The sequence below is a fragment of the Verrucosispora sp. WMMA2044 genome, from assembly GCF_027497155.1.
GTDB classification, from domain to species: Bacteria; Actinomycetota; Actinomycetes; order Mycobacteriales; family Micromonosporaceae; genus Micromonospora; species Micromonospora palythoicola.
The window spans coordinates 5,449,710-5,470,442 of record NZ_CP114913.1; the positions used below are offsets into that span (position 1 = coordinate 5,449,710).

A 20,733-nucleotide genomic window follows, 5' to 3' on the forward strand; every position below is an offset into this window, starting at 1 on the left:
ACACGCCACGGCATGATCAACGGATCTGTCGCGTGACGGCGCTGCCGGGTGCGGCGGTGAGCGCTGGGCGGTAATGGTCGGTACGACCCGGGACGGGCGATCCTCGACCCTCGGGTTGCCGGAGCGGCCTTGATCTTTCACCGTTGGAACCGGACGATCGACCCGATCCACTCGCCCGTGCCTTGAGAGGTGACACCAGATGGGGCTGGACAACGTCGCGGTTCAGTGGCCGCGGACCGGCCGCTTCTACGACCCGGTCGCGCCGGCCGAGTTCGTCGACTTCGGCGACATCGTCGAGGTGCCGGGAATCTCGGCGCCGACCGCCGCGCTCGCCGAGCTGATCGCGAAGACAGGCACGGTCCGGGCCACCGCGTACACCGAGGTGGTGGATCTGATCCTCGGCCTCGATGGTGTGCTGTACGCCACAGACGCGGCCGCTGAGGACGAGGATCCGGTGATCGACCCGGACGGGTGCGGTTGGATCGCGGGCGGCATCGAACGTTTCGTCGCCGCGCACCGTCCGCACGGTGAGGCGGTCACCTTCGACTCGGTGGGTACGGTGCTGCGCTCGCTGCTGGCCGACGGTCGCCTGGCCGAGCAGCAGCTGCGGTGGCTGGACAGCCGGCTGGACGCGCTGCGCGACGACAGCGGTGCCGCGCCCCAGTGGACCTTCACCTGCGCGGAGCTGAGCGTGCTCGCCGCCTTCTACCGGCGCTGCGCCGACAACGGCTTCGCCATCTACGCCGAGTCGGCGGCACCTCGCCGGGCGGCGCAGTCGTAGCGGTCGCGCCGGCACCGGGCGGGCTGGCCGGTCAGCCGTAGGTGTCGCGGGGGCCCCGGCCACGTACCCGGCGCGGGCCACGTGACCAGGAGGGCGCCGCCGGGCCGTGAATGTGAAGTTTGCGAACCACGTTGTGGCCGATCTCGCGGGCGATCTGCTGCAACAGCGAGCCGGCGAGCAGCCGTAGCTGCGTCGCCCAGGCCGTGGAGCGGGCCTCGACGGTCAGTTCGCCGTTCTCCAGCTTCACCGGCCGGCTGTGCTGGGCGACCTCCGCGCCGACGACCCGTTCCCAGGCACCGAAGACGGTGGCCTCGGCGGCCGGCTGTTGCCAACCCCGGGCCTTCACCAGCCGGTTGAGCACGGCACCGAGGGGTTGCGGATCGCGGGGGTCCGGGCCGGGGCCGGAGTAGCCGCGCAGCCGACGCTCACCGTCGCCGGCACCGGTCGCGGTGCGCCGCCGGGGACGGCCGGCGGCTTCGCGCCGCGCCTTCGCCGCGTCCAGCACCGCGCGGGCCAACTGCGGCCCGGTGGCACCCTCGCCGCCGTCGGTCACCGGCACGGTGTCGCCGGACGCCGCCGTGGGCGCTGCGGCTGTCGGCTCCGTCGGGCGGCCGGCGGGCTTGTCGGTTCGGCCGCCGTCGCCGGTGCCGCCCTTTCCCGCGGTACGCGCACCGCGTCGCCCAGTCGACCCACGCGGCTGCCCCGGGGGCGCGCTGTCCGGCTGCGGTGGTTCAGTCGGCACGACGTACCGCCCCCTCCGTCACCTCGTACCGGGCGCCCCGCAGGGCGGCTGGCACGTCGTCGGCGACCGCACAGGTCACCAGCAGTTGACTGGCGCCGCCGACCAGTTCGGCGAGCCGGTCCCGCCGGCCGGCGTCCAGTTCGGCGAAGACGTCGTCGAGCACCAGGACCGGCTCGATGCCGTCGTCGCGCAGCAGGTCGTAGCCGGCCAGCCGCAACGCCAGCGCGTACGACCAGGATTCGCCGTGGCTGGCGTAGCCCTTGGCCGGCAGCGGGCCGAGGGTGAGGGTGAGGTCGTCGCGGTGTGGGCCGACCAGGGTGGTGCCACGTTCGATCTCGGCGGGGCGGGACTCCGCCAACGCGCTGGTGAGCACCGCCGCGAGGGCGTCCCGGTCGGTGGTCGGTTCGACGAGGTCCACCGAGGGCCGGTAGCTGATTCCCGCCGCGCCCCGGCCCGCGGCCACCGCGTCGTACGCCTTGGTCACGTGGGGCGCGAGGGCGGCGACCAGTTCCAGCCGCCCGGCGAGCAGCTCGGCGCCGTGCCGGGCCAGGTGGGTGTCCCAGACGGCGAGGGTGGACAGGTCGCCGCCCCGCGATCCGCCGGTCTTTCGGGCGAGGTACGCGGTGCGCAGCAGCGCGTTGCGTTGTTTGACCACCCGCTCGTAGTCGGCGCGCACCCCGGCGTAGCGGGGTTGGCGCAGCACCAGCAGGTCGTCAAGGTAGCGGCGGCGCTCCGCCGGGTCGCCCCGGACCAGTTCGAGGTCTTCCGGGGCGAACAGGACCAGCCGTAGCGCGCCCAGCACGTCGCGGGCCCGGCGGGCCGGGGAGCGGCCGAGGCGGGCCCGGTTGGCCTTGCCCGGGACGATCTCCAGCTCCACCAGGAGTTCGCGGCCGTCGTGCACCACCGCGCAGCGGATCACCGCGGCGGCGGCGCCCATCCGCACCAGCGGGGCGTCGGTGGCGACGCGGTGGGAGTCGAGTGTCGCGACGTAGCCCAGCGCCTCCACCAGGTTCGTCTTGCCGACGCCGTTGGCGCCGATCAGGACGTTCGGGCCCGGTTCGAGGTCGACGTCGATCCGCTCGTAGGAGCGGAAGTCGACAAGTTCGAGCCGGCGGACGTACACGGGGCCGCGGCGCCGGTCAGGGCTTGCGTACGGCGTGCCCGCCGAACTGCTGCCGCAGTGCGGAGACGGCCTTGAGCGCCGGAGAGTCCTCCTGCCGGGAGGAGAACCGGGCGAACAGCGAGGCGGTGATGACGTTCAGCGGCACGGCGAGCCGGACCGCCTCGTCCACCGTCCAGCGCCCCTCGCCGGTGTCCTCGGTGTAGTCGCTGAGCTGGGTCAGCTCGGGGTCCTCGTCGAGGGCCCGGTCGAGCAGGTCCAGCAGCCAGGAGCGGACCACGGTGCCCTCGCGCCAGGACTTGATCACACCGGGCACGTTCGTGACCAGTTCGGAGGCGGACATCAGCTCGTAGCCCTCGGCGTAGGCGTGCATCAGGCCGTACTCGATGCCGTTGTGCACCATCTTGGCGTAGTGGCCGGCGCCGACCGGCCCGGCGTGCACGAAGCCGTAGTCGCCGTCGGGCTTGAGCGCGTCGAAGATCGGCATGAGCCGGTCGACGTGGTCCTGTGCGCCGCCGACCATCAGGCCGTAGCCGTTCTGCCGGCCCCACACCCCGCCGGAGACGCCCACGTCGACGTAGCCGATGCCGCGTTCGTGCAGCCGCTCCGCCCGCAGGGCGTCCTCGCTGAACCGCGAGTTGCCGCCGTCGATGATGAGGTCGCCCTCGTCGAGCACGGCGGCCACCTCGTCGATGGTGGCGTCGGTGACGGCGGCGGGCACCATCACCCAGACCGCCCGTGGCGCGTCCAGCTTCTCGGCCAGTTCAGCCATGCTGGCGACATCGCTGCGTTCCAGGTTGTGGTCGAGACCGACCACCTCGTGACCGGCGGTGCGCAGCCGTTCGCGCATGTTGCCGCCCATCCGGCCGAGTCCTACCAGGCCGAGCTGCATCTCTGGTGACCTTTCGTGGGTGCGGTTGGCTCTGCCGGTCAGCGGGACACGCGGATCGGCATGATGAGGTACCGGTACCCACCGATGAGCTCGCCATCCTCCCCGGCGGGAGAAATGACCGCAGGCTTGAAGGCGTCGACGAAGTGCAGCACGGCGAACTGGGTGCCGAGGTTGGACAACCCGTCGATGAGGTACTGCGGGTTGAAACCGATGGTCAGCGGTTCGCCGGTGAAGCTGGCCTCCATGGCCTCGCTGGCCCGGGCCTCCTCGGTGCCGCCGGCCTCCACCACCAGCCCGTCGGCGCTGAAGCTGAGCAGCACGGGGGTGGCGCGTTCGGCGACCAGGGCGACCCGCTTGACGACCTCGATGAGGGTGCTGACCGGCACCCGTGCCTCGGCGTTGTGGCTGGCCGGGAAGAGCGAGCGGACCGGCGGGTAGTTGGCGCCGTCGAGCAGCCGGCTGGTGGTGCGTCGGGTGCCACCGGAGAAACCGATCATGCCTTCGCCGGCGGCGCCCTGGGACAGCGCCAGGACGACCTGGCCGCCGAGGGGGCCGAGGGTCTTGGCGGTGTCGTTGAGCGTCCGGGCGGGGACCAACGCGTTGAGGCTGATCTCCGGGTCGTCCGGGTTCCACTCCATCTCGCGCAGGGCCAGCCGGTACCGGTCGGTGGCGAGCATGGCCAGGTTGCCGCCGGACAGTTCGATGCGTACGCCGGTCATCATCGGCAGCGTCTCGTCGCGGCTCGCGGCGACCGCCACCTGTGCCACCGCCGCGGCGAACGCCGCCGCATCGACGGTGCCGGCGCTGGCCGGCATCTCGGGCAGGGTGGGGTAATCCTCCACCGGCATGGTGGGCAGGGTGAACCGGGCGCTGCCACAGACCAGTTCGAGATGCGCGCCGACGGCGGCGATGTCGACGGGCTTGGCGGGTAACGCCTTGGTGATCTCGGCGAGCAGCCGCCCGGAGACCAGCGCGGCGCCGTCGGCGTCGCCCTGCACCTCGACGGTCACCTGGCTACTGACCTCGTAGTCGAAGCCGGAGACCTGCAGGCTGCCCTCGGTGACCCGCAGCAGCACCCCGGCCAGCACCGGTACGGACGGCCGGTTGGGCAGGCTCTTCGCGGTCCAGGCCACGGCCTCGGCGAGCGCGTCGCGCTCCACTCGGAACTTCATCAATGCCTCCGCGTCGACGTCGACGTCGTCAACTCTCTCATGCCGGACGCTGCCCACCGACCCGCCTGGCGTGCGGGTACCCCTCGCACCTTAGGGCGCGAGCGTATCGGCTGTGTGTCCGACCCCATGGTTCGTGTCACTGCTGACGGGTCTGTCCCGGCAGCTGTCGACCGATCCACAGGAAGTCCAACGGTGATGATTGGTTTTTGTTCTTTCAGAAGAGATAACTCATCGTCTTCATCGCACCTGTGCAAACTGTGGAGAACCCGAGTACGGGCAGGTCAGGTGCGTTCTCCACAGGTGGGTTCGTTGTGGATGAGCGGGGGTAAAACCCGCCTGGCGATCCACAGGTGGCTCCCGTGCACACGGTTGTCCACCGTCGTCCACCGGTTGTCCACCGGTAATCCACCGACTTTCTCCCCAGACCTGTGGATCGCCGCGCGCGTCTCGTCCGCCGTCATCCCCAGAACCTTCAACAGCTTCCCCACAGGCGACCGGTCGGCGGTGGACAACGGCGGTGGTTGTCCCCAGGCGTCCACAGCGGTCCACAGCATTGTCCCCAGGGTTTCTCCACAGGCTGTGGGTAACTGGGTGTTGACGGCGCGTGTTCATCCACCGACGGTGGACAACAAGCTGTGGACAACGAGTGGCGCGCGGTGTGGACACGCCTTCGATCGTGTGGCCTATACCTCGTCGAGGGTCAACCCGGTGAGCACGAAGAAGGGTCCGACCGTGATCGGCCGGACCCTCACCGTGGTCGTGCGGGGGGCGTACCCCTCAGGTGTTCTGCTTGATCCGGTTGGTCAGCTCGGCGATCTGGTTGTAGAGCGAGCGCCGTTCGGCCATCTGCTGGCGGATCTTGCGGTCGGCGTGCATCACGGTGGTGTGGTCGCGCCCACCGAAGGCCTGGCCGATCCGGGGCAGCGACAGGTCGGTCAGCTCGCGACACAGGTACATGGCGACCTGGCGGGCGTTCACCAGCACCCGCGACCGGGAGTGCCCGCGCAGGTCCTCCAGGCTGACGCCGAAGTAGTCGGCGGTGGAGACCATGATCTGGTCGGCGGTGATCTCCGGCCCGGTGCCGTCCGGGATGAAGTCCCGTAGCACCTCCTCGGCCAGCGACAGTTCCACGTTCGACCGGGTCAGGCTGGCGAACGCGGTGACCCGGATCAGCGCCCCCTCCAGTTCCCGGATCGAGTTCGACACCCGGGAGGCGATGAACTCCAGCACGTCCGGTGGGGCGAAGAGTCTCTCCTGTGCGGCCTTCTTCTGCAGGATCGCGATCCGCGTCTCCAGATCCGGTGGCTGGATGTCGGCGAGCAGGCCCCACTCGAACCGGGTCCGCAGCCGGTCCTCCAGCGTCGCCAGCTGCTTGGGCGAGCGATCTGAGGTGATCACGATCTGCTTGTTGGCGTTGTGCAGGGTGTTGAACGTGTGGAAGAACTCCTCCTGGGTCCGCTCGCGGTTCTCCAGGAACTGGATGTCGTCGATCAGCAGGATGTCGACGTCGCGGTAGCGGCGTTGGAAGGCACTGGTCTTGTCGTCCCGCAGCGAGTTGATGAAGTCGTTCGTGAATTCCTCGGTGGAGACGTACCGGACCGAGCGGGCGTTGCCCAGCGTGGTGGCGTAGTGGCCGATCGCGTGCAGCAGGTGGGTCTTGCCCAGTCCCGAGCTGCCGTAGATGAACAGCGGGTTGTAAGCCTTCGCCGGTGACTCGGCCACCGCTACGGAGGCGGCGTGCGCGAAGCGGTTGGACGACCCGATGACGAACGTCTCGAACATGTACTTCGGGTTGAGCCGGTTGCCGCCACTGTCCGCGCCGGTGGGCAGTCGCCGATCGTCTCGGCCGACCGGTCGGTGATCCGGACCGCCGCGGCCGGGTCCGCTGTCGGTGGCGCCGTCGGCCGGCATGGCCCGAATCACGTGCTGGTCGCGGGGCGAAACGCCGGAGTCGTCGCCGTAGCGGGACGCGTACCCGCGCGGGCCGGTGGTCCCTCGGTCCAGGTGTCCACCCTGATCGGCGAAGCCCAACCGCTCCGACGCGCGCCGTCCTGTGCTCTCCGCCGGTGGGACGGGCTCGCCGAACCCGGCACCGAAGAGGCTCTCCTGTCCGCCGGGGCCAGCGGTACGGGAATCGTCCTCGACGGGTGGTGCGTCCGGCGGTGCCGGCCGGTCGAACCGGCCCGGGTGGGGCTGCTCGGGAATCAGTGGGAGCTGCCGTCCGCTGTCGGGACCGGTCGACCGGTCGGCCGACTCGCCGGCACCGTGGTCCATCGGGTCCGATTCCGGAGTGCTGCGGTAGACGGTGCCGGTGGCCCGGCCATCCTCCGGTACCCGGACGGTGACGGCGACCTGGACCGGTCGGCCCAGCCGGCGGGTCAACGCCTCGGTGATGGCCGGGCGCAGCCGGGACTCGATCACGTCCCGGGTGAAGGCGTCCGGCACGGAGAGCAGGACGGTGTCCTCGACGATCGCACGCAGGCGAGTCAGCCGCAGGTATGCCCGCTGTTGCGCGGAAATGATCTCGTCAGCGAGTTCGTCGGTCGTCGCCGTCCACACCGCGGCAAGGTCGGTCGTACCGGCCACCGTCGTGCCACCCCCTCGCCTCTGCTCCCGGACGCCGCCGTCTTCCGGTGGCCCGATACCGGCGGGCGAGATGACGCCACCCACCCGATCGCCGCACCCGGTCGTTCTCCACAAGTTATCCACAGCCTGTGTACCGACCGATTGTGGCCGCCCGCCGATCGCGGGTCGGACCTGCCCCCTGCCGTGGCCGGGCACTGAAGCGGGGTTCACCGTGCCGAACGATTCACCACCGTGTCCGGTCTTGCCTGCCGGCGACATCGGCGAAACTCCGACGCTGACCGCAATCGGGCACGGTAACAGCGTTGTCGCCGCGTCTTCAACCGCCAGCGCGGGTCGCCCCTGTCGGCATCCGTGAAAACCGCCGCTTCGGTCGTCTCCCGTCGCAGCTCACCGCCGCCGTGACCGGGTTTGACGCTGATTGCCCCCCCGGCCTAGGCTGGAGGGGCTGCTCTCACGCCCTCTGCTAGGGTGATGGGTGCTCGCTGCCCGCGGTCGCGCACCGCACAACCGAGGTCACGCACCGCAGGGCAGCACCGATCGGGGCTGCCGCAGCGGCGGCCCGGACCACCACGACCCGGCGATCCACTCGTCCGGGGCGTCCGACAACGGAGAGCCTGACGTGAGCAAGCGCACCTACCAGCCGAACAACCGCCGGCGCGCGAAGACCCACGGCTTCCGGCTGCGCATGCGCACCCGGGCCGGCCGCGCCATCATCTCGACCCGTCGCGCCAAGGGCCGCGCCCGCCTGTCGGCCTGAGGCCGGTCAGGTCCGCTCCGGAGGACGTGACGTCGTGCTGGCGGCCGCCCAACGACTGCGGCGCAGCAGCGACTTCGCCGCAGCGGTTCGTGGTGGTCGTCGAGCCGGTCGCGGTGCCGTGGCCGTCCATCTGACCGTGCCGGGCACAACCGGATCCGACAACGCAGCGCCGAAGCCGGCGCGGGACAGCGCGGAGGCAGACTCCACGCCAGTGTCCCGCGCCGGCTTCGTCGTTTCCAAGGCGGTCGGACCGGCGGTGGTCCGCAACCGGGTCCGCCGCCGGTTGCGGCATCTGACCCGCGAACGCCTCGTCGACCTGCCGGCCGGAAGCACCCTCGTGGTACGCGCCCTGCCGGCTGCGGCCGACGCCACCTACCAGCGACTCGGCGCCGACCTGGACGCGGCGCTCGAGGCCGCCCGGGCCGGTCGGAGACGGCGGCCCCGATGAGTGCCGAGCAGACGCCGTCCGGCCCGGCTACGCCCGGTGCCCGGGTGCTGACCCTGCCCATCATCGCGTACCGTCGGTGGATAAGCCCGGCGTTGCCGGCCCGCTGTCGGTTCTACCCGTCGTGCAGCGCCTACGCCCTGGAGGCCGTGGCCCGGCACGGTGCGCTCCGGGGAGCCGGTCTGACGGTCCGGCGGCTGTCGCGCTGTCACCCATTCCATCCTGGCGGATACGACCCGGTTCCGGAGCCGGGCGACCGTCGACCTGCCGACGTGACTGGAGCCTGAGAATTGAGTCTCGACTGGATCTACTACGCGATCTCGTGGATCCTGCTGGCCTGGCACTCGGCCTGGGACGCCATCGGCATTCCGGACGGCGCGGTCCTCGGCACCAACTGGGCGTGGATCCTCGCCATCGTCTTCCTGGTAGTCACGGTCCGGGTCATCCTGTTCCCGGTCTTCGTCAAGCAGATCAAGTCGCAGCGGGCGATGCAGGCGCTCCAGCCGCAGGTCAAGGCCCTCCAGGAGAAGCACAAGGGTGACCGGGAGACGCTCCAGAAGGAGATGATGGAGCTCTACCGGAAGGAAAAGGCCAACCCGCTCATGGGCTGCCTTCCGATGTTCCTCCAGATCCCGGTCTTCCTCGGCCTCTTCCACGTGCTGCGTCGCCTGAACCCGGACCCGGCGAAGAACAACAAGGACATCTACGGCTGGACGGTCGACCAGTTCAACAGCGCCTCGGACGCGACCCTGTTCACCGCCCCGATCGCCAGCAAGTTCGGCTCGACCGCGGCGGAGCTGGCACAGCTCGGTGCCAACGGCACCGTCGTGAAGATCATGGCCGGTGTCCTGGTGCTGGTGATGATGGGCACCACCTACCTCACCAGCCGCCAGATGATCCTCAAGACGGGTTGGGCGGAGGACCCACAGCAGCGCATGATCCAGCGCCTGATGCTCTACGGCATCCCGCTGTCCCTGCTGGTTTCCGGCGCCATCTTCCCGATCGGTGTGATCATCTACTGGGTCACCAACAACCTGTTCACGCTCGGGCAGCAGCAGTGGGTGCTGCGCAAGTTCCCGCCGCCGGTGACCGCGACCAGCGCAAAGCCGGGCACCTCGGCGCGTAACGGCGCACAGCCGGCAAAGACCAGCGGGTTGTTCGGCCGGAGCAAGCCGACCCCGGCACCGCCGCCGCCGGCCGCGCCGAAGATCGCCGGCCCGAAGCCGGGTGCCAAGCCGGTCAACCCGAAGAAGGGCCGCCCCGCCAAGCGGCAGGGCTGAATACGTCCGGGCCGCCGCCGGGAGACCGGTGGCGGCCCGTTGCACGCCGTGCGGCCGCCGTATGGCCGGCGCCGGTGCGCGAAGCGTCACCCGTGCGGTGGCGGACGGGCGAGACTGCCCCTACAGACGTGCCCGCGGGCACCGGCGACGTCCCGCCGGCCGCGGGAAACCAGCGGACCCGAGGTCCGGCCGAGCGAGTACGGAGATGACACCGTGACCGACACCAGCATCCCCCGCGCCGACCAGCCCCTGGACGACGAGGAGCCGACCGCGGCGGCTCCGGTCGGGGGCGAGCCGGAGGAGACCGACGCCGAAGCGGCACCGAGCAAGACCGCCGGCGAGAGTGACCTGTTCCGGCAGAGCGAGATCGCGGCCGACTACGTGGAGGGGCTGCTCGACATCCTCGACTACGACGGCGACATCGACGAACTGGTGTCGGGCGGCCGCCCGGTGGTCGAGGTCGTCGGCGGACGCCTGCAGAACCTCGTCGGCCAGCGCGGCGCCACTCTGGAGGCACTTCAGGAACTGGCCCGGCTCGCGGTGTTCCGGCAGACCGGCGCACCGAGCCGCCTGCTGCTCGACGTGGGCGGGTACCGCGCCAACCGGCGGAAGGAACTGGCGGCGGTTGCCCGCAACGCCGTCGAGAAGGTCAAGGAGCACGGGGAGCCGGTGCGGCTGGAGCCGATGTCGGCCTTCGAGCGCAAGTGCGTTCACGATGTGGTCAACGCGATCGACGGGGTGGAGAGCGAGTCCGAGGGCGTCGAGCCCAGCCGGCGCATCGTCGTCCGTCCCGCGGACTGACGGGTGACTCGACAGCAAGCCAGCGGCAGCGCCGCGTCCGGCCCGGGTGGTACGCCGCCCGGGCCGCCGGCTGTCCCGCCGGACCCCAGCACTGCCGTGCTACCGCCCGAACTGGCCCCGGCGGCTCGCCAGCTGTTCGGCGTACGCCTCGACGTCGCGGCCGCGTACGCCGAGCTGCTCGCGACCGACGGTGTGGTGCGCGGGCTGATCGGCCCCCGCGAGGCACCCCGGATCTGGGACCGTCACCTGCTGAACTGCGCGACGGTGGCCGAGCTGATCCCGCCGCGCGCCAGCGTGCTGGACGTGGGATCGGGTGCCGGGCTGCCCGGTCTGGTGCTCGCCATCGCCCGGCCCGACCTGGCGGTGACCCTCATCGAGCCGCTGGCTCGCCGTACCGCCTTCCTGGAGGAGGCGGTGGAGGCGCTCGGACTGACCGACTCGGTGCGGGTGTTTCGCGGCCGGGCCGAGGAGGCCGTCGGGAGGGCGGATGCCGTGCCGGGCGAGGTGGTCACCGCCCGGGCGGTGGCGCCGCTGGACCGGCTGGCGAGTTGGTGCCTGCCGCTGACCGGGGTGGGTGGTCGACTGCTCGCCCTGAAGGGTGCCTCCGCGGCGGAGGAGATCGCCGAGCATGCCGAGGCGGTGCACCGCCTCGGTGGTGGTCGACCCGTCTTGCACCGATGTGGTGCGGGCGTGGTGGATCCGCCGACCACCGTGGTCGAGATCGTCCGGGAACGGACCGCCGGTCCGGCTCCCCGTACCTCGTCGAGGAAGTCGCGTTCGCGTCGCCGGTGAGCCGGGTCGGGACCTGGCCTCTGGTGCTGCGGCTGTCGCAGCTGACTTCGGATCGTCGTTCCTGCTGCTGACGTGCGTCTTCACGCCGTCCCCGTCGTGTGGGGCGGGGTTTCGGGGCGGTCATGGCCGGTTCCCCGGGCAACATGCGACCGGCGGGTTACGAACCCGACGTGGACCGGCCGCGCCCGTGCGCCGTAGGCTGGCCGCGCGTCGATAGTGTGGAGCGGGCGGCGATGGATTTCCCTCCGGGGCCCGACCGCTCCCGCCGGGCGGTACCTCTGCGGAGAGCACGCGAGTGGCCCGGTTGACGGGTGCGGACCGACCATCCGAAGCGGGCAGGGATGACAGGTGCATGACGACGGCAGGTACGACGATCCGCGCGTGACCGGGTCACCGGGTGACCCTGTTTCACGTGAAACCGAATATCCGAACTGGCGGCCCTCCGAGGTGTCGCAGAGCCCACCCGAACCCGGTCGTAACGCGCCGACGTCGGGTGTTCCGTGGTCGGGGGCCGGCGAGGGAGCGGACGCGAGTGGTCGCCCGATCAACGCGTCCCCGGACGCGCGGGTGATTCCGATTCGCCGGAACACCTCCGCCTCCGCACGGTTCGAGGCGGCGGCGGCAAACCCCCCGACCTCCGCGATGGTGCCGGATCCTCGACCGGCTTCCGACACGCCCGCACCTGCGGATGGTTCCTACGCAACAGCCGCGACCGAGGCCGCGTACGTTTTACGTGAAACCCCGACGCGCGAAGAGGATGACCCACCGTTGGCTATGGAGGCGATGCGCGCCGTGCAGATCCTGAATCCCAGTGGCGAGGTGACCATGCCTCGGCCCGACCGGACCCGGGTCATGTGCGTCGCGAACCAGAAGGGCGGCGTAGGTAAGACCACGACCACGGTCAACCTCGCGGTGGCGCTGGCCCTGCATGGCAACCGGGTGCTCGTGGTCGACCTCGACCCGCAGGGCAACGCCTCGACCGGGCTGAACGTGCCACACCACACCGGCGTGCCCGACGTCTACGACTGCCTGATCAACAGTGTGCCGCTGGAGGACGTGACCCAGGCGGTGGAGGGCATTCCCAACCTCTGGTGTGTGCCGGCCACCATCGATCTCGCCGGTGCCGAGATCGAGCTGGTCTCCGTGGTGGCCCGTGAGTCGCGGTTGGACCGCGCCATCACCGCCTACCCGGGGCACTTCGACTACGTGTTCATCGACTGCCCGCCCTCGCTCGGTCTGTTGACCGTCAACGCGTTGGTGGCAGCGCAGGAGGTGCTCATACCTATCCAGTGTGAGTACTACGCGCTCGAAGGGCTCAATCAGCTCATCAACAACATCAACCTGGTTCGTCAGCACCTCAACCCGCAGCTTGAGGTCTCCACGATCCTGCTCACCATGTACGACCGCCGTACCCGGCTCGCCGACGCGGTCGAGCAGGACGTCCGGAACCACTTCGGAGACAAGGTGCTCGAGGCGGTGATCCCGCGTAACGTGCGGGTCTCCGAGGCGCCCAGCTACGGCCAGTCGGTGATGACCTACGATCCCGGTTCGCGGGGCGCGACGAGCTACTTCGAGGCCGCGCAGGAGATCGCCGAGCGGGGCGTCAAGGAGCCGGTGAGCCGGAATGCGTAGTGCGTACGAGGCGCTGGGAGGCGTGGCATGAAGAACCGTCCACGGGGCGGTCTGGGGCGGGGCCTGGGGGCGCTCATTCCGACCGGGCCGGCGCCGGACGCTGGCGCTGGCACCCTGACCGGGGGAACGGGTGGGTCGACGGCCGTTGCGGCACCGACCGTAATGCCGGTGTCGGCCCCGCCGATCGAACCTGAGGCGACCCTGAGCCCGGTGCCCGGCGCCCGCTTCGCGGAGATCCCGGTCGACTCGATCGTGCCCAACCCGAAGCAGCCTCGCCAGGTCTTCGACGAGGAGGCCCTGGAGGAGTTGAAGACCTCCATCCAGGAGGTCGGCTTTCTTCAGCCGATCGTGGTGCGGCAACTCGACGGCGAGAAGTTCGAGCTCGTCATGGGCGAGCGCCGGTGGCGAGCCGCCCAGGCGGTCGGCCGGGAGCACATCCCGGCGATCGTGCGCGACACCCGAGACGACGCGATGCTGCGGGACGCGCTGCTGGAGAACATCCACCGGGCGAACCTCAATCCGCTGGAGGAGGCGGCCGCCTACCAGCAGCTGCTGGAGGAGTTCGGGGCCACCCACGAGGAACTCGCCCGGCGCATCGGTCGCAGTCGGCCGCAGATCTCGAACACCATCCGGCTGATGAACCTGCCGGCCCCGGTACAGCGCCGCGTCGCCGCCGGTGTCCTGTCCGCCGGGCACGCCCGGGCGCTGCTGAGCCTGGAGGATCCGGAGACCCAGGAGCAACTGGCACTTCGGATCGTCGCCGAGGGCCTGTCGGTCCGGGCGACAGAGGAGATCGTCGCGCTCGCCCTCAACGACGGGCCGGGCAAGAAGGAGTCGGCGAAGCGCCGCCCGAAGCCACACGCGCCCGCGCTCACCGATCTCGCCGACCGCCTCTCCGACCGGTTCGACACCCGGGTGAAGGTGGACATCGGGCGGAGCAAGGGCAAGATCACGATCGAGTTCGCGACCGTCGACGACCTGGAGCGAATCGTCGGCATCATCGGAGTGGAGCGCGAAGAGTCGGAAGACTGATCCACGAATCGACAAGGCCGCCTCGCCAGGCACCTGACGAGGCGGCCTTGTCGTCTCGGCAGCCGCAGCGCGCACTACCGGTCCCGCCTCAGTCAGCCGTCAACTGCTTAGTGCCCGCCCGCTCGCCGGCCCCGATCGGTTGCGCGGCCGGACGGCGTTCAGTGAAGCGGTGGCGGTTGATTCTGGCCGACGACGCCACGCGGCTGGTGTGTGTCAGGTAGGCCGCCGGTGGCCGTCCGAGCTGCGTGTCAGGTAGGCCGCCGCTGCGTATCAGGTAGCCGCCGGTTGCCGGCCGTGCGCGGCGATCCCGGTGGAACGTTCCTGGGCGCCACACCAGTCACCGATCGGCGAGGGCGAGCAGCAGCACCGGCCCGGCGGTTTCCAGTTCGGCATGAACTGGAGCGACTACTCCCGCTTCCGTCGGCGACATCTTCGGCGCCCCCTGGCCATCAGCCTGCGGAGGCAGGTCAACGACGGCGAAGACGGCGCTCTCTCGGCGGTGGCGTGTCGGTTGTTGCCTCGGTCGGCGCGACGCCGCTGCGGTGCCCTGATCCGGCTCCCGGGGCGACGGGTGGAGGTCGCAGCGTCAGTCGCCGGGCATTCTCCGACTTACGGCATGTCGGACCCTTGGACCGGAGCTACGGCGCGACATACCGCAAGCTGTGACCGGCAGCCGGGGTCCGACATCGAGCGGAGGTGCTCGCGGCGGTTCTTCGGCGTCGGGCTGCCGTCGAGCACTGGATCGCCAGGACCGCTACGTGGTGCCGGCTCGCTGACCAACGAGGGCTGCCCGTCCTCGCTTGGTGCCGTCGCGGACGGCTGCCACGGTGGACCGTTGCGAACGGGCAGGCGTCGAATCGGGGCGGACGAGACACGGGTGATCCTGCCGACCACCGGGTGGTTCGAGGCAGGGATACCGCTCGGCCGAAGCCGGAGCAGAATCCCGGCCAGGTCCGCCGCCCGGTGGGCTTTCGCAGCGGTGCCCGGGTAGCCGGCAGGTGCCGAAGCGGTGGCGTTTCACGTGAAACGGCTCCGGCCCAGCCGGGAGTCCGCCGCTTAACGACGAGGCGTCGCCAGGTGTGCCTCGGATCGACCCGACACCCGACGACCGTCAGCGGACAGGCGGGGATCGACCCGACACCGGCAGCCAGGCGAGTGCCGCGCAAGTTGGCCGACGGACTCACGCTGTCGACGCTCGGTCGGCGCCTACGGGTGCCGGCAACTGGTATGGGCCAACGGCCAAGAGGGTGCCCAGTCGGGCAGACCCTCACCGCCTGTCCGCTGACAGCCCGCCGGACCGTCCCCGCCTTACCCGTGGATGTTCCGCAGGGGCCTCCAGCCATCCCATCGGTGTCTGCTCGGCCGCCCCTGCGGGGGAGTCGCCCGCCGTCTGGCCGCCGGCCTTCCCGCTGAGCGCCCTGCCCGGACGCTCATACGCCTGAGACGTGTTCCGCGACCCGTCACCCCCGGTCCCGGCGGTAGCCGAGGTCCGCCCGGTGGCGCCGCCCAGGAAGGCGGAGAGGGCGCCGGACGTCAAGTGGCCATTCAACCCGCGGGTGAGCCGGGTGTTGGCCCAAGTCAGGAACTCGGTCGCTGAACGGCGGGATGGTTCACGAGCGCGGCCAGCGGTGTCAGTCTGCCCACGCCCTGCCCATCGGCGCTCCACTGTTTCACGTGAAACAGTGGAGCGGCCCGGCTTCACTGGCGCGGCGCCCGACCGGTCGCCCGGCCTACCCACTGCCGGCCACGCCGGGACTGCGCGGCGTCATTGTTATCCACATCAGTTGTCCACAGGGCCGAGCCGTTTCACGTGAAACACAGGCCGAAACCCCTTGTCGAACGGGGACATCGGTAGGGATGCCGTTACCCGGCCGCCTGTGGATAACTCTGGGGAGAACCGTTCGGCGGTTCGGTCCCGCCATTCGAGCCCGCCTAAGAGTCGAACCCGATTCGGGTAGGGACACTGGTCCCAGACTCGGTTAGGGTCAGCGTCGTGCACGACACCCCTCCCTCAGTCCCGGACTTCACCCAGTGGCCGTCCTTCCCGTTCGAAGGTGACCTCCGGGTCAAGCCACTCGCCGACCCGGTCCCTGTCGAGCCACCGCGCAAGGGTGAGGCTCACCGGGAATGCACTGCCTGCCAGGCGCCCGACGAGGCCTACATCTGGGTCGGTGAACGATGGCGCGTGCGGGCCATGGATCGACCGACCGGGCTGCCCATGGTCCTCATTCTGGAGTCGCGGTCGCACCTCGACCTCGGTGACCTACCGAACCTGCTCGCCGCCGAGTTGGGCGTGATGACGGTACGGCTCGAACGGGCCATCCGGTCGCTGGACGGCGTGGCGCGCGTCCACGTCAACCGGTGGGGCGACGGGTCCGCCCACCTCCACATGTGGTTCCTCGCCCGACCGTACGGTCGGCTCCAGCTCCGTGGCACCTTCCTCTCGCTCTGGGACTCGATTCTGCCGCCGATCTCCGAGGAGCAGTGGCGGGAGAACCTCGCGCTCGTGGCGGCCTGGCTCGCCGAGTTCGGTGGGCGGCCACTAGCCGAACCGCCCCGCATCCAGTGGCAGGCGCCGTCCAGTCTGGCCGCGCAGTCGGCCTCGCCGACCGAGACGAAGCCGGCAGAGGGAGGGTCGCTGCTGGACGCCATCGGCGAGACGGCCGAGCCACCCGATACTCCGGGCGCTGGTGTCAGCGCGGAGTCGCCAGACGCGCCGGTTGCGGTTCCTGCGAGCGACGCGGCACCGGACGCGGCGAGCGACGCGACACCGCAGCGGGAGACGGGAGCGGACGCGGCCGAGGCGGCTCGCCCTGAACGAACGACGCAGCCGGTTTCCGGGGCCACAGTCCCAGGGTCGAAGTCCGGGAACGTCAGAGAGGTCTCGCAGCTCGATACCACCCCGGGCACCGAGACCGCCCCAGCCGCCGAAACCACCCCGGACACCGAGAGCCCTGCATCCAGCGAGACCACCGCAGACACCGAGAGCCCCGCAGGCACTGGCAGCGGACGCAGAGTCGATGCGGCGGAGCCGGAGCACGCTCAGGCGGAAACCCCGGACGTTGGCCGGCCGGCGTCATCCGGTAAGCCGGGCTCCGGGGGCGGGCAGCGATAGGGCCGGAGGGACCGTGCCGCACCTCGGCACCTCCGGCACCCGAATGAGCCCCAGGTCCGCCGGCGATCCGGCTGGTGCACGACGGCGTCGGACCGGCACTGCCCCCGCACCCGCGACCGCATCGACACTGCGGCCGGGAGGCGATGACGCCGTCACCGACGGCCTTGTGGGCCAGCGCGGCGGGGACCGCCGAGTCGACTCCGCCGCTCCTTGCGGACGGGGACCCGAGTTCAGACGGTGGGCGGCCTGCCGGGTGGGGGAATCAGCGGGCCGCGGCGCGGGCGACCAGGTTGCCGATCATGCCGCCGAAGTCGAGACCGGCGGCCTGTACCGCGAGCGGCAACAGCGACGTCTCGGTCATGCCCGGCGAGACGTTGACCTCGAGCACGTGTGGCTGACCGGTCGAGTCGACGATCAGGTCGACCCGACTGAGGTCACGCAGGCCGAGGGCGGTGTGGGCGGCCAGGGCGACCTGGGCCACCGATTCGGCGACCGTGGGCTCCAGGCGGGCCGGGGTGTGCCAGGTCGTCCGGCCCGCGGTGTAACGGGCCGCGTAGTCGTACACCCCGTTGCGGGGCACGATCTCCACCGCCGGTAGCGCCTGCGGGCCGTCGCCGAGGTCGACGACGGAGACGGCCACGTCCATGCCGGGAACGTATCGCTCGACGAGCGCCGTCGAGTCGTACGCGAAACAACCCACCATGGCAGCCGGCAGCGACGCCGCATCCCGGACCACGGCGGCGCCCAGTCCGGAACCGCCCTGGGCCGGCTTCACCATGAGCGGCAGCCCCAACCGGTCGACGATGCGGTCCAGCACGGCCACCGCGCCGAGTTCGCTGAACCGGTCGTGTGGCAGAGCGACCCAGTCGGGAGTGGCGATGCCGGCCTCCCGGAGCACGGCCTTCGCCGACGGCTTGTCCCAGGCGAGACGGGACGCCCGGGCGTCACAGCCGACGTACGGCACGCCGCACAGATCCAGCACCCCGCGCAACGACCCGTCCTCGCCGGTGGCGCCGTGCAGGGCGATCACCACGGCGTCGGGCGGATCAGCGACAAGGGCCGGCAGGAGGGCGACGTCGGCGTCGCGCAGTTCGGCCTGCATCCCGACGGCGCGCAGCGCGTCGAGCACCCGGCGGCCCGAGCGCAGCGACACGTCACGCTCGTACGACAGGCCACCGGCGAGCACCAGCACGTGGAGATCGGTGGTTTCGGGGCCCGACACGGCGGGTTCTTCGGCAGCGGTGACACCCATGCCGGGCATCATGCCAAGTCTGGTCCTGGCGCGTCCCAGCCGGTCCTGCCTCGCCGGGCGCCGGCCCCGCCCACCGCACCGAACACCCGCCGCATGGCGATGTCCTGTTCCATCACGCTGGCCAACCGGCGGACGCCCTCCCGGATCCGCTCCGGTGGCGGGAACGAGAAGTTCAGCCGCATGTGACCGTTGCCGCTGCCGTCGGCGTAGAAACCGGTGCCGGGCACGTACGCGACCCGCGCGGCGATGGCCCGGGGCATCATTGCCTTCGAGTCCAGCCCGTCGGGCAGCGTGGCCCAGACGAACAGCCCGCCGCCGGGCACGGTCCAGCGGGTGCCGGCCGGCATCAGGTCCTCAAGTGCCGTGAGCATCGCGTCCCGCCGCTCCCGGTAGACCTCCCGGTAGACCTTCAGCTGCTCGCGCCAGGGCATGGTGCCGAGGTACGTGCTGACGGCGGCCTGCGCGTACGCGCTGGGACAGAGAATCTGTGCCTCGCTGGCGATCACCAGCTTGTCACGCACCGCGTGTGGCGCGAGGATCCAGCCGACCCGCAGCCCCGGCGCGAACGTCTTGGAGAAGGTGCTGAGGTAGAAGACCCCGTCCCGCCGCCGCGCCCGCAGCGGCGCGGGTGCCTCGCTCTCGAAGCCCAACTGGCCGTACGGGTCGTCCTCGACCACCAGCAGCCCGGCGCGCTCGCAGATGTCGAGGACCTGTTCCCGCCGCTGCTCGGTGAGCGTCACGCCGGTCGGGTTCTGGAAGGTGGGGATGGTGTAGAGGAACTTGACCCGCCGTCCGGCCCGGGCCTGCTCCGCGATGGCGAGTTCCAGCGCGGCCGGGATCAACCCGTCGTCGTCCATCGGCACGTGCACGACCTGCGCCTGGGCGGCCTGGAACACCCCGAGTGCGCCGACGTAGGTCGGCCCCTCGGCGAGCACCACGTCACCCGGGTCCAGGAAGAGACGGGCCACCAGGTCGAGCGCCTGCTGCCCACCGACGGTCACCACCACGTCCTCCGGGGAGGCACCACAGGCGGCGTCGATGCCGGAGAGGGCCATCACCTCGCAGATCCGCTCACGCAGCTCCAGGGTGCCCTGACCGATGCCGTACTGCAGGGTGGTGCTGCCGTGCTCGGCGCCGAGCCGACCGAGCATCTCGCCGACGGCATCCAGCGGCAGTGCGGCGATGTACGGCGCGCCACCGGCGAGGGAGACGACCTCCGGTCGGCTGGCGACGGCGAACAGGGCCCTGATCTCCGACGCCGTCATGCCCCGCACCCGGCGGGCGTACCGGTCGGTGTAGTCGTCGAGTGTCGTGCCGGTCATCACATCACCTCGATGGCTGCTCGGACGGCTCCGGTCCCGGATACCCAGGACACCGGCGACCATGGCGTACGGCGCGCCGAATGTCGATCGTAGCCGCCTTGCACACCCCTATGCGCCCCTGATTATTCGTGCGTCCACATCCCGGACCCCGAGCCGGCACCCCTGAGGTGCACGTTTACGCTTACCCTCCCCAGTCGCCGACCGGCGGCGTACGATCGCTCGTCGGGGGCAGGAACACCGGCGGTGCCGTCCGGGCCGGTCCCACCTCCGAGCCTAGTGTGGGGAAGCGCCAATGTCGCGACGTCTGGTCAGCCTGACCCTGGACACCCTGGAGGACCTGCCCCGGCCCTGCCGTCAGTGTGTGTACTGGGAGCTTGACCCGGTTTCCGCGGACCGCGCCTGTGCCGCTGGCGACCCTGGCCTGGAGAAGGAGGCGTGGGTCTCGCAGACGCTGCTCGAATGGGGTTCCTGCGGCAAGCTGATCTACATAGACGGGATGCCTGCCGGATTCGTGATGTACGCCCCGCCGGCCTACGTGCCCCGGTCGATGGCCTTTCCGACGTCTCCGGTCTCCGCCGACGCGGCGCTGCTGATGACCGCGAACGTGGTGCCCGCGTTCGCCGGCGGCGGCCTCGGCCGGATGCTGGTGCAGGGGGTGGCCCGCGATCTGACCAAGCGCGGGATCAAGGCGATCGAGGCGTTCGGCGACGCGAAGTTCGGTGACTCCGCCGATCCGGACGGAGCGTGCGTGGCACCTGCCGACTTCTTCCTCTCGGTGGGCTTCAAGACGGTTCGCCCGCATCCGCGGTTCCCCCGGCTACGGCTGGAGCTGCGGACGGCGCTGAGCTGGAAGTCCGACGTCGAGTACGCGCTGGAGAAGCTGCTCGGCTCGATGAGCCCGGAGACGTTGCTGCGTCCGGTCCGACCGACACCTGCCACCCGCTCCACGACCGGCTGACCGGCCGGCGTCGACGGCACCGGGCACCCGGCCGGACGTCCGCGCCCGAATCGG

The 20,733-nt window shown here is 70.8% G+C and carries 18 protein-coding genes; 11 read left to right on the forward strand and 7 right to left on the reverse strand.

Translation table 11 applies throughout. The annotated features are described in order from the left end of the window. Positions 1 to 199 precede the first annotated feature (199 nt). A complete protein-coding gene (locus O3597_RS24840) occupies positions 200 to 781 on the forward strand; it encodes a hypothetical protein (protein ID WP_164448759.1) in 582 nt (193 codons plus the stop codon). A gap of 31 nt (positions 782 to 812) precedes the next feature. Here O3597_RS24840 and O3597_RS24845 read toward each other — a convergent pair whose 3' ends face one another. The 5 genes from O3597_RS24845 to dnaA all read right to left on the reverse strand — a co-directional run bounded on the left by O3597_RS24845 (position 813) and on the right by dnaA (position 7,293). Then, positions 813 to 1,340 carry a DciA family protein gene (locus tag O3597_RS24845; RefSeq protein WP_281604631.1) on the reverse strand — a complete coding sequence of 176 codons (528 nt, stop codon included), beginning with the start codon at positions 1,338 to 1,340 and terminating at the stop codon, positions 813 to 815. A 172-nt stretch (positions 1,341 to 1,512) separates the two neighbouring features. Beyond that, a complete protein-coding gene (gene recF, locus O3597_RS24850) occupies positions 1,513 to 2,646 on the reverse strand; it encodes a DNA replication/repair protein RecF (RefSeq protein WP_164448760.1) in 1,134 nt (377 codons plus the stop codon). A gap of 16 nt (positions 2,647 to 2,662) precedes the next feature. Then, a complete protein-coding gene (gene gnd / locus O3597_RS24855; RefSeq protein WP_164448761.1) occupies positions 2,663 to 3,535 on the reverse strand; it encodes a phosphogluconate dehydrogenase (NAD(+)-dependent, decarboxylating) in 873 nt (290 codons plus the stop codon). Positions 3,536 to 3,573: 38 nt separating this feature from the next. Beyond that, a complete protein-coding gene (gene dnaN / locus O3597_RS24860) occupies positions 3,574 to 4,707 on the reverse strand; it encodes a DNA polymerase III subunit beta (protein WP_164448762.1) in 1,134 nt (377 codons plus the stop codon). 777 nt (positions 4,708 to 5,484) lie between these two features. Next, complete coding sequence (gene dnaA, locus O3597_RS24865; protein ID WP_281602536.1) at positions 5,485 to 7,293, reverse strand: chromosomal replication initiator protein DnaA; 1,809 nt, start codon at positions 7,291 to 7,293, stop codon at positions 5,485 to 5,487. A gap of 619 nt (positions 7,294 to 7,912) precedes the next feature. On the opposite strand from dnaA, the gene rpmH reads away from it, so the two are divergent. The 9 genes from rpmH (at position 7,913) to O3597_RS24910 (ending at position 17,147) form a co-directional block, all read left to right on the forward strand. Next, positions 7,913 to 8,050: a 50S ribosomal protein L34 gene (gene rpmH, locus O3597_RS24870; protein WP_013736606.1), complete on the forward strand. Its 138-nt coding sequence runs from the start codon at positions 7,913 to 7,915 to the stop codon at positions 8,048 to 8,050. Positions 8,051 to 8,084: 34 nt separating this feature from the next. Further along, positions 8,085 to 8,498, forward strand: coding sequence for a ribonuclease P protein component (gene rnpA, locus O3597_RS24875; protein WP_281602537.1), 414 nt, complete (start codon positions 8,085 to 8,087; stop codon positions 8,496 to 8,498). Continuing rightward, positions 8,495 to 8,782, forward strand: a complete 288-nt coding sequence (gene yidD / locus O3597_RS24880) for a membrane protein insertion efficiency factor YidD (protein ID WP_164448765.1) — start codon at positions 8,495 to 8,497, stop codon at positions 8,780 to 8,782. Before rnpA ends, yidD begins: the two co-directional genes overlap by 4 nt. A 3-nt stretch (positions 8,783 to 8,785) precedes the next feature. Next, a complete protein-coding gene (yidC, locus tag O3597_RS24885; protein WP_281602538.1) occupies positions 8,786 to 9,775 on the forward strand; it encodes a membrane protein insertase YidC in 990 nt (329 codons plus the stop codon). A gap of 213 nt (positions 9,776 to 9,988) precedes the next feature. Next, the gene (locus O3597_RS24890; protein WP_281602539.1) at positions 9,989 to 10,576 is read left to right on the forward strand and encodes a R3H domain-containing nucleic acid-binding protein; all 588 of its coding nucleotides are present in this window, start codon (positions 9,989 to 9,991) and stop codon (positions 10,574 to 10,576) included. A gap of 111 nt (positions 10,577 to 10,687) precedes the next feature. Further along, on the forward strand, positions 10,688 to 11,368 hold the full coding sequence (rsmG, locus tag O3597_RS24895; protein ID WP_166458925.1) for a 16S rRNA (guanine(527)-N(7))-methyltransferase RsmG: 681 nt from the start codon (positions 10,688 to 10,690) through the stop codon (positions 11,366 to 11,368). Between the two features lie 348 nt (positions 11,369 to 11,716). Beyond that, positions 11,717 to 13,000: an AAA family ATPase gene (locus O3597_RS24900; RefSeq protein WP_281602540.1), complete on the forward strand. Its 1,284-nt coding sequence runs from the start codon at positions 11,717 to 11,719 to the stop codon at positions 12,998 to 13,000. 27 nt (positions 13,001 to 13,027) lie between these two features. Next, positions 13,028 to 14,032 (forward strand): ParB/RepB/Spo0J family partition protein, encoded by a 1,005-nt coding sequence (locus O3597_RS24905; protein WP_164448770.1) that lies wholly within the window; start codon positions 13,028 to 13,030, stop codon positions 14,030 to 14,032. Positions 14,033 to 16,250: 2,218 nt separating this feature from the next. Then, positions 16,251 to 17,147: a hypothetical protein gene (locus O3597_RS24910; protein WP_235944981.1), complete on the forward strand. Its 897-nt coding sequence runs from the start codon at positions 16,251 to 16,253 to the stop codon at positions 17,145 to 17,147. 262 nt (positions 17,148 to 17,409) lie between these two features. Here O3597_RS24910 and O3597_RS24915 read toward each other — a convergent pair whose 3' ends face one another. Further along, positions 17,410 to 18,399 carry a D-alanine--D-alanine ligase gene (locus tag O3597_RS24915; protein ID WP_281602541.1) on the reverse strand — a complete coding sequence of 330 codons (990 nt, stop codon included), beginning with the start codon at positions 18,397 to 18,399 and terminating at the stop codon, positions 17,410 to 17,412. An 8-nt stretch (positions 18,400 to 18,407) separates the two neighbouring features. Further along, on the reverse strand, positions 18,408 to 19,721 hold the full coding sequence (locus tag O3597_RS24920) for a PLP-dependent aminotransferase family protein (protein WP_164448773.1): 1,314 nt from the start codon (positions 19,719 to 19,721) through the stop codon (positions 18,408 to 18,410). A gap of 292 nt (positions 19,722 to 20,013) precedes the next feature. Here O3597_RS24920 and O3597_RS24925 point away from each other — a divergent pair, with 292 nt between their 5' ends. Beyond that, entirely contained in the window at positions 20,014 to 20,679 is a 666-nt protein-coding gene (locus tag O3597_RS24925) for a GNAT family N-acetyltransferase (protein ID WP_281602542.1), read from the forward strand. Positions 20,680 to 20,733 lie beyond the last annotated feature (54 nt).

What these genes read in the sequence shown, in the direction of transcription:
- dnaN (WP_164448762.1), bottom strand. Translation starts at nt 4,707, where the DNA reads ATGAAGTTCCGAGTGGAGCGCGACGCGCTCGCCGAGGCCGTGGCCTGG.
- O3597_RS24915 (WP_281602541.1), bottom strand. Translation starts at nt 18,399, where the DNA reads ATGGGTGTCACCGCTGCCGAAGAACCCGCCGTGTCGGGCCCCGAAACC.
- O3597_RS24910 (WP_235944981.1), top strand. Translation starts at nt 16,251, where the DNA reads ATGGTCCTCATTCTGGAGTCGCGGTCGCACCTCGACCTCGGTGACCTA.
- yidD (WP_164448765.1), top strand. Translation starts at nt 8,495, where the DNA reads ATGAGTGCCGAGCAGACGCCGTCCGGCCCGGCTACGCCCGGTGCCCGG.
- O3597_RS24920 (WP_164448773.1), bottom strand. Translation starts at nt 19,721, where the DNA reads ATGACCGGCACGACACTCGACGACTACACCGACCGGTACGCCCGCCGG.
- O3597_RS24905 (WP_164448770.1), top strand. Translation starts at nt 13,028, where the DNA reads ATGAAGAACCGTCCACGGGGCGGTCTGGGGCGGGGCCTGGGGGCGCTC.
- O3597_RS24925 (WP_281602542.1), top strand. Translation starts at nt 20,014, where the DNA reads ATGTCGCGACGTCTGGTCAGCCTGACCCTGGACACCCTGGAGGACCTG.
- gnd (WP_164448761.1), bottom strand. Translation starts at nt 3,535, where the DNA reads ATGCAGCTCGGCCTGGTAGGACTCGGCCGGATGGGCGGCAACATGCGC.
- O3597_RS24840 (WP_164448759.1), top strand. Translation starts at nt 200, where the DNA reads ATGGGGCTGGACAACGTCGCGGTTCAGTGGCCGCGGACCGGCCGCTTC.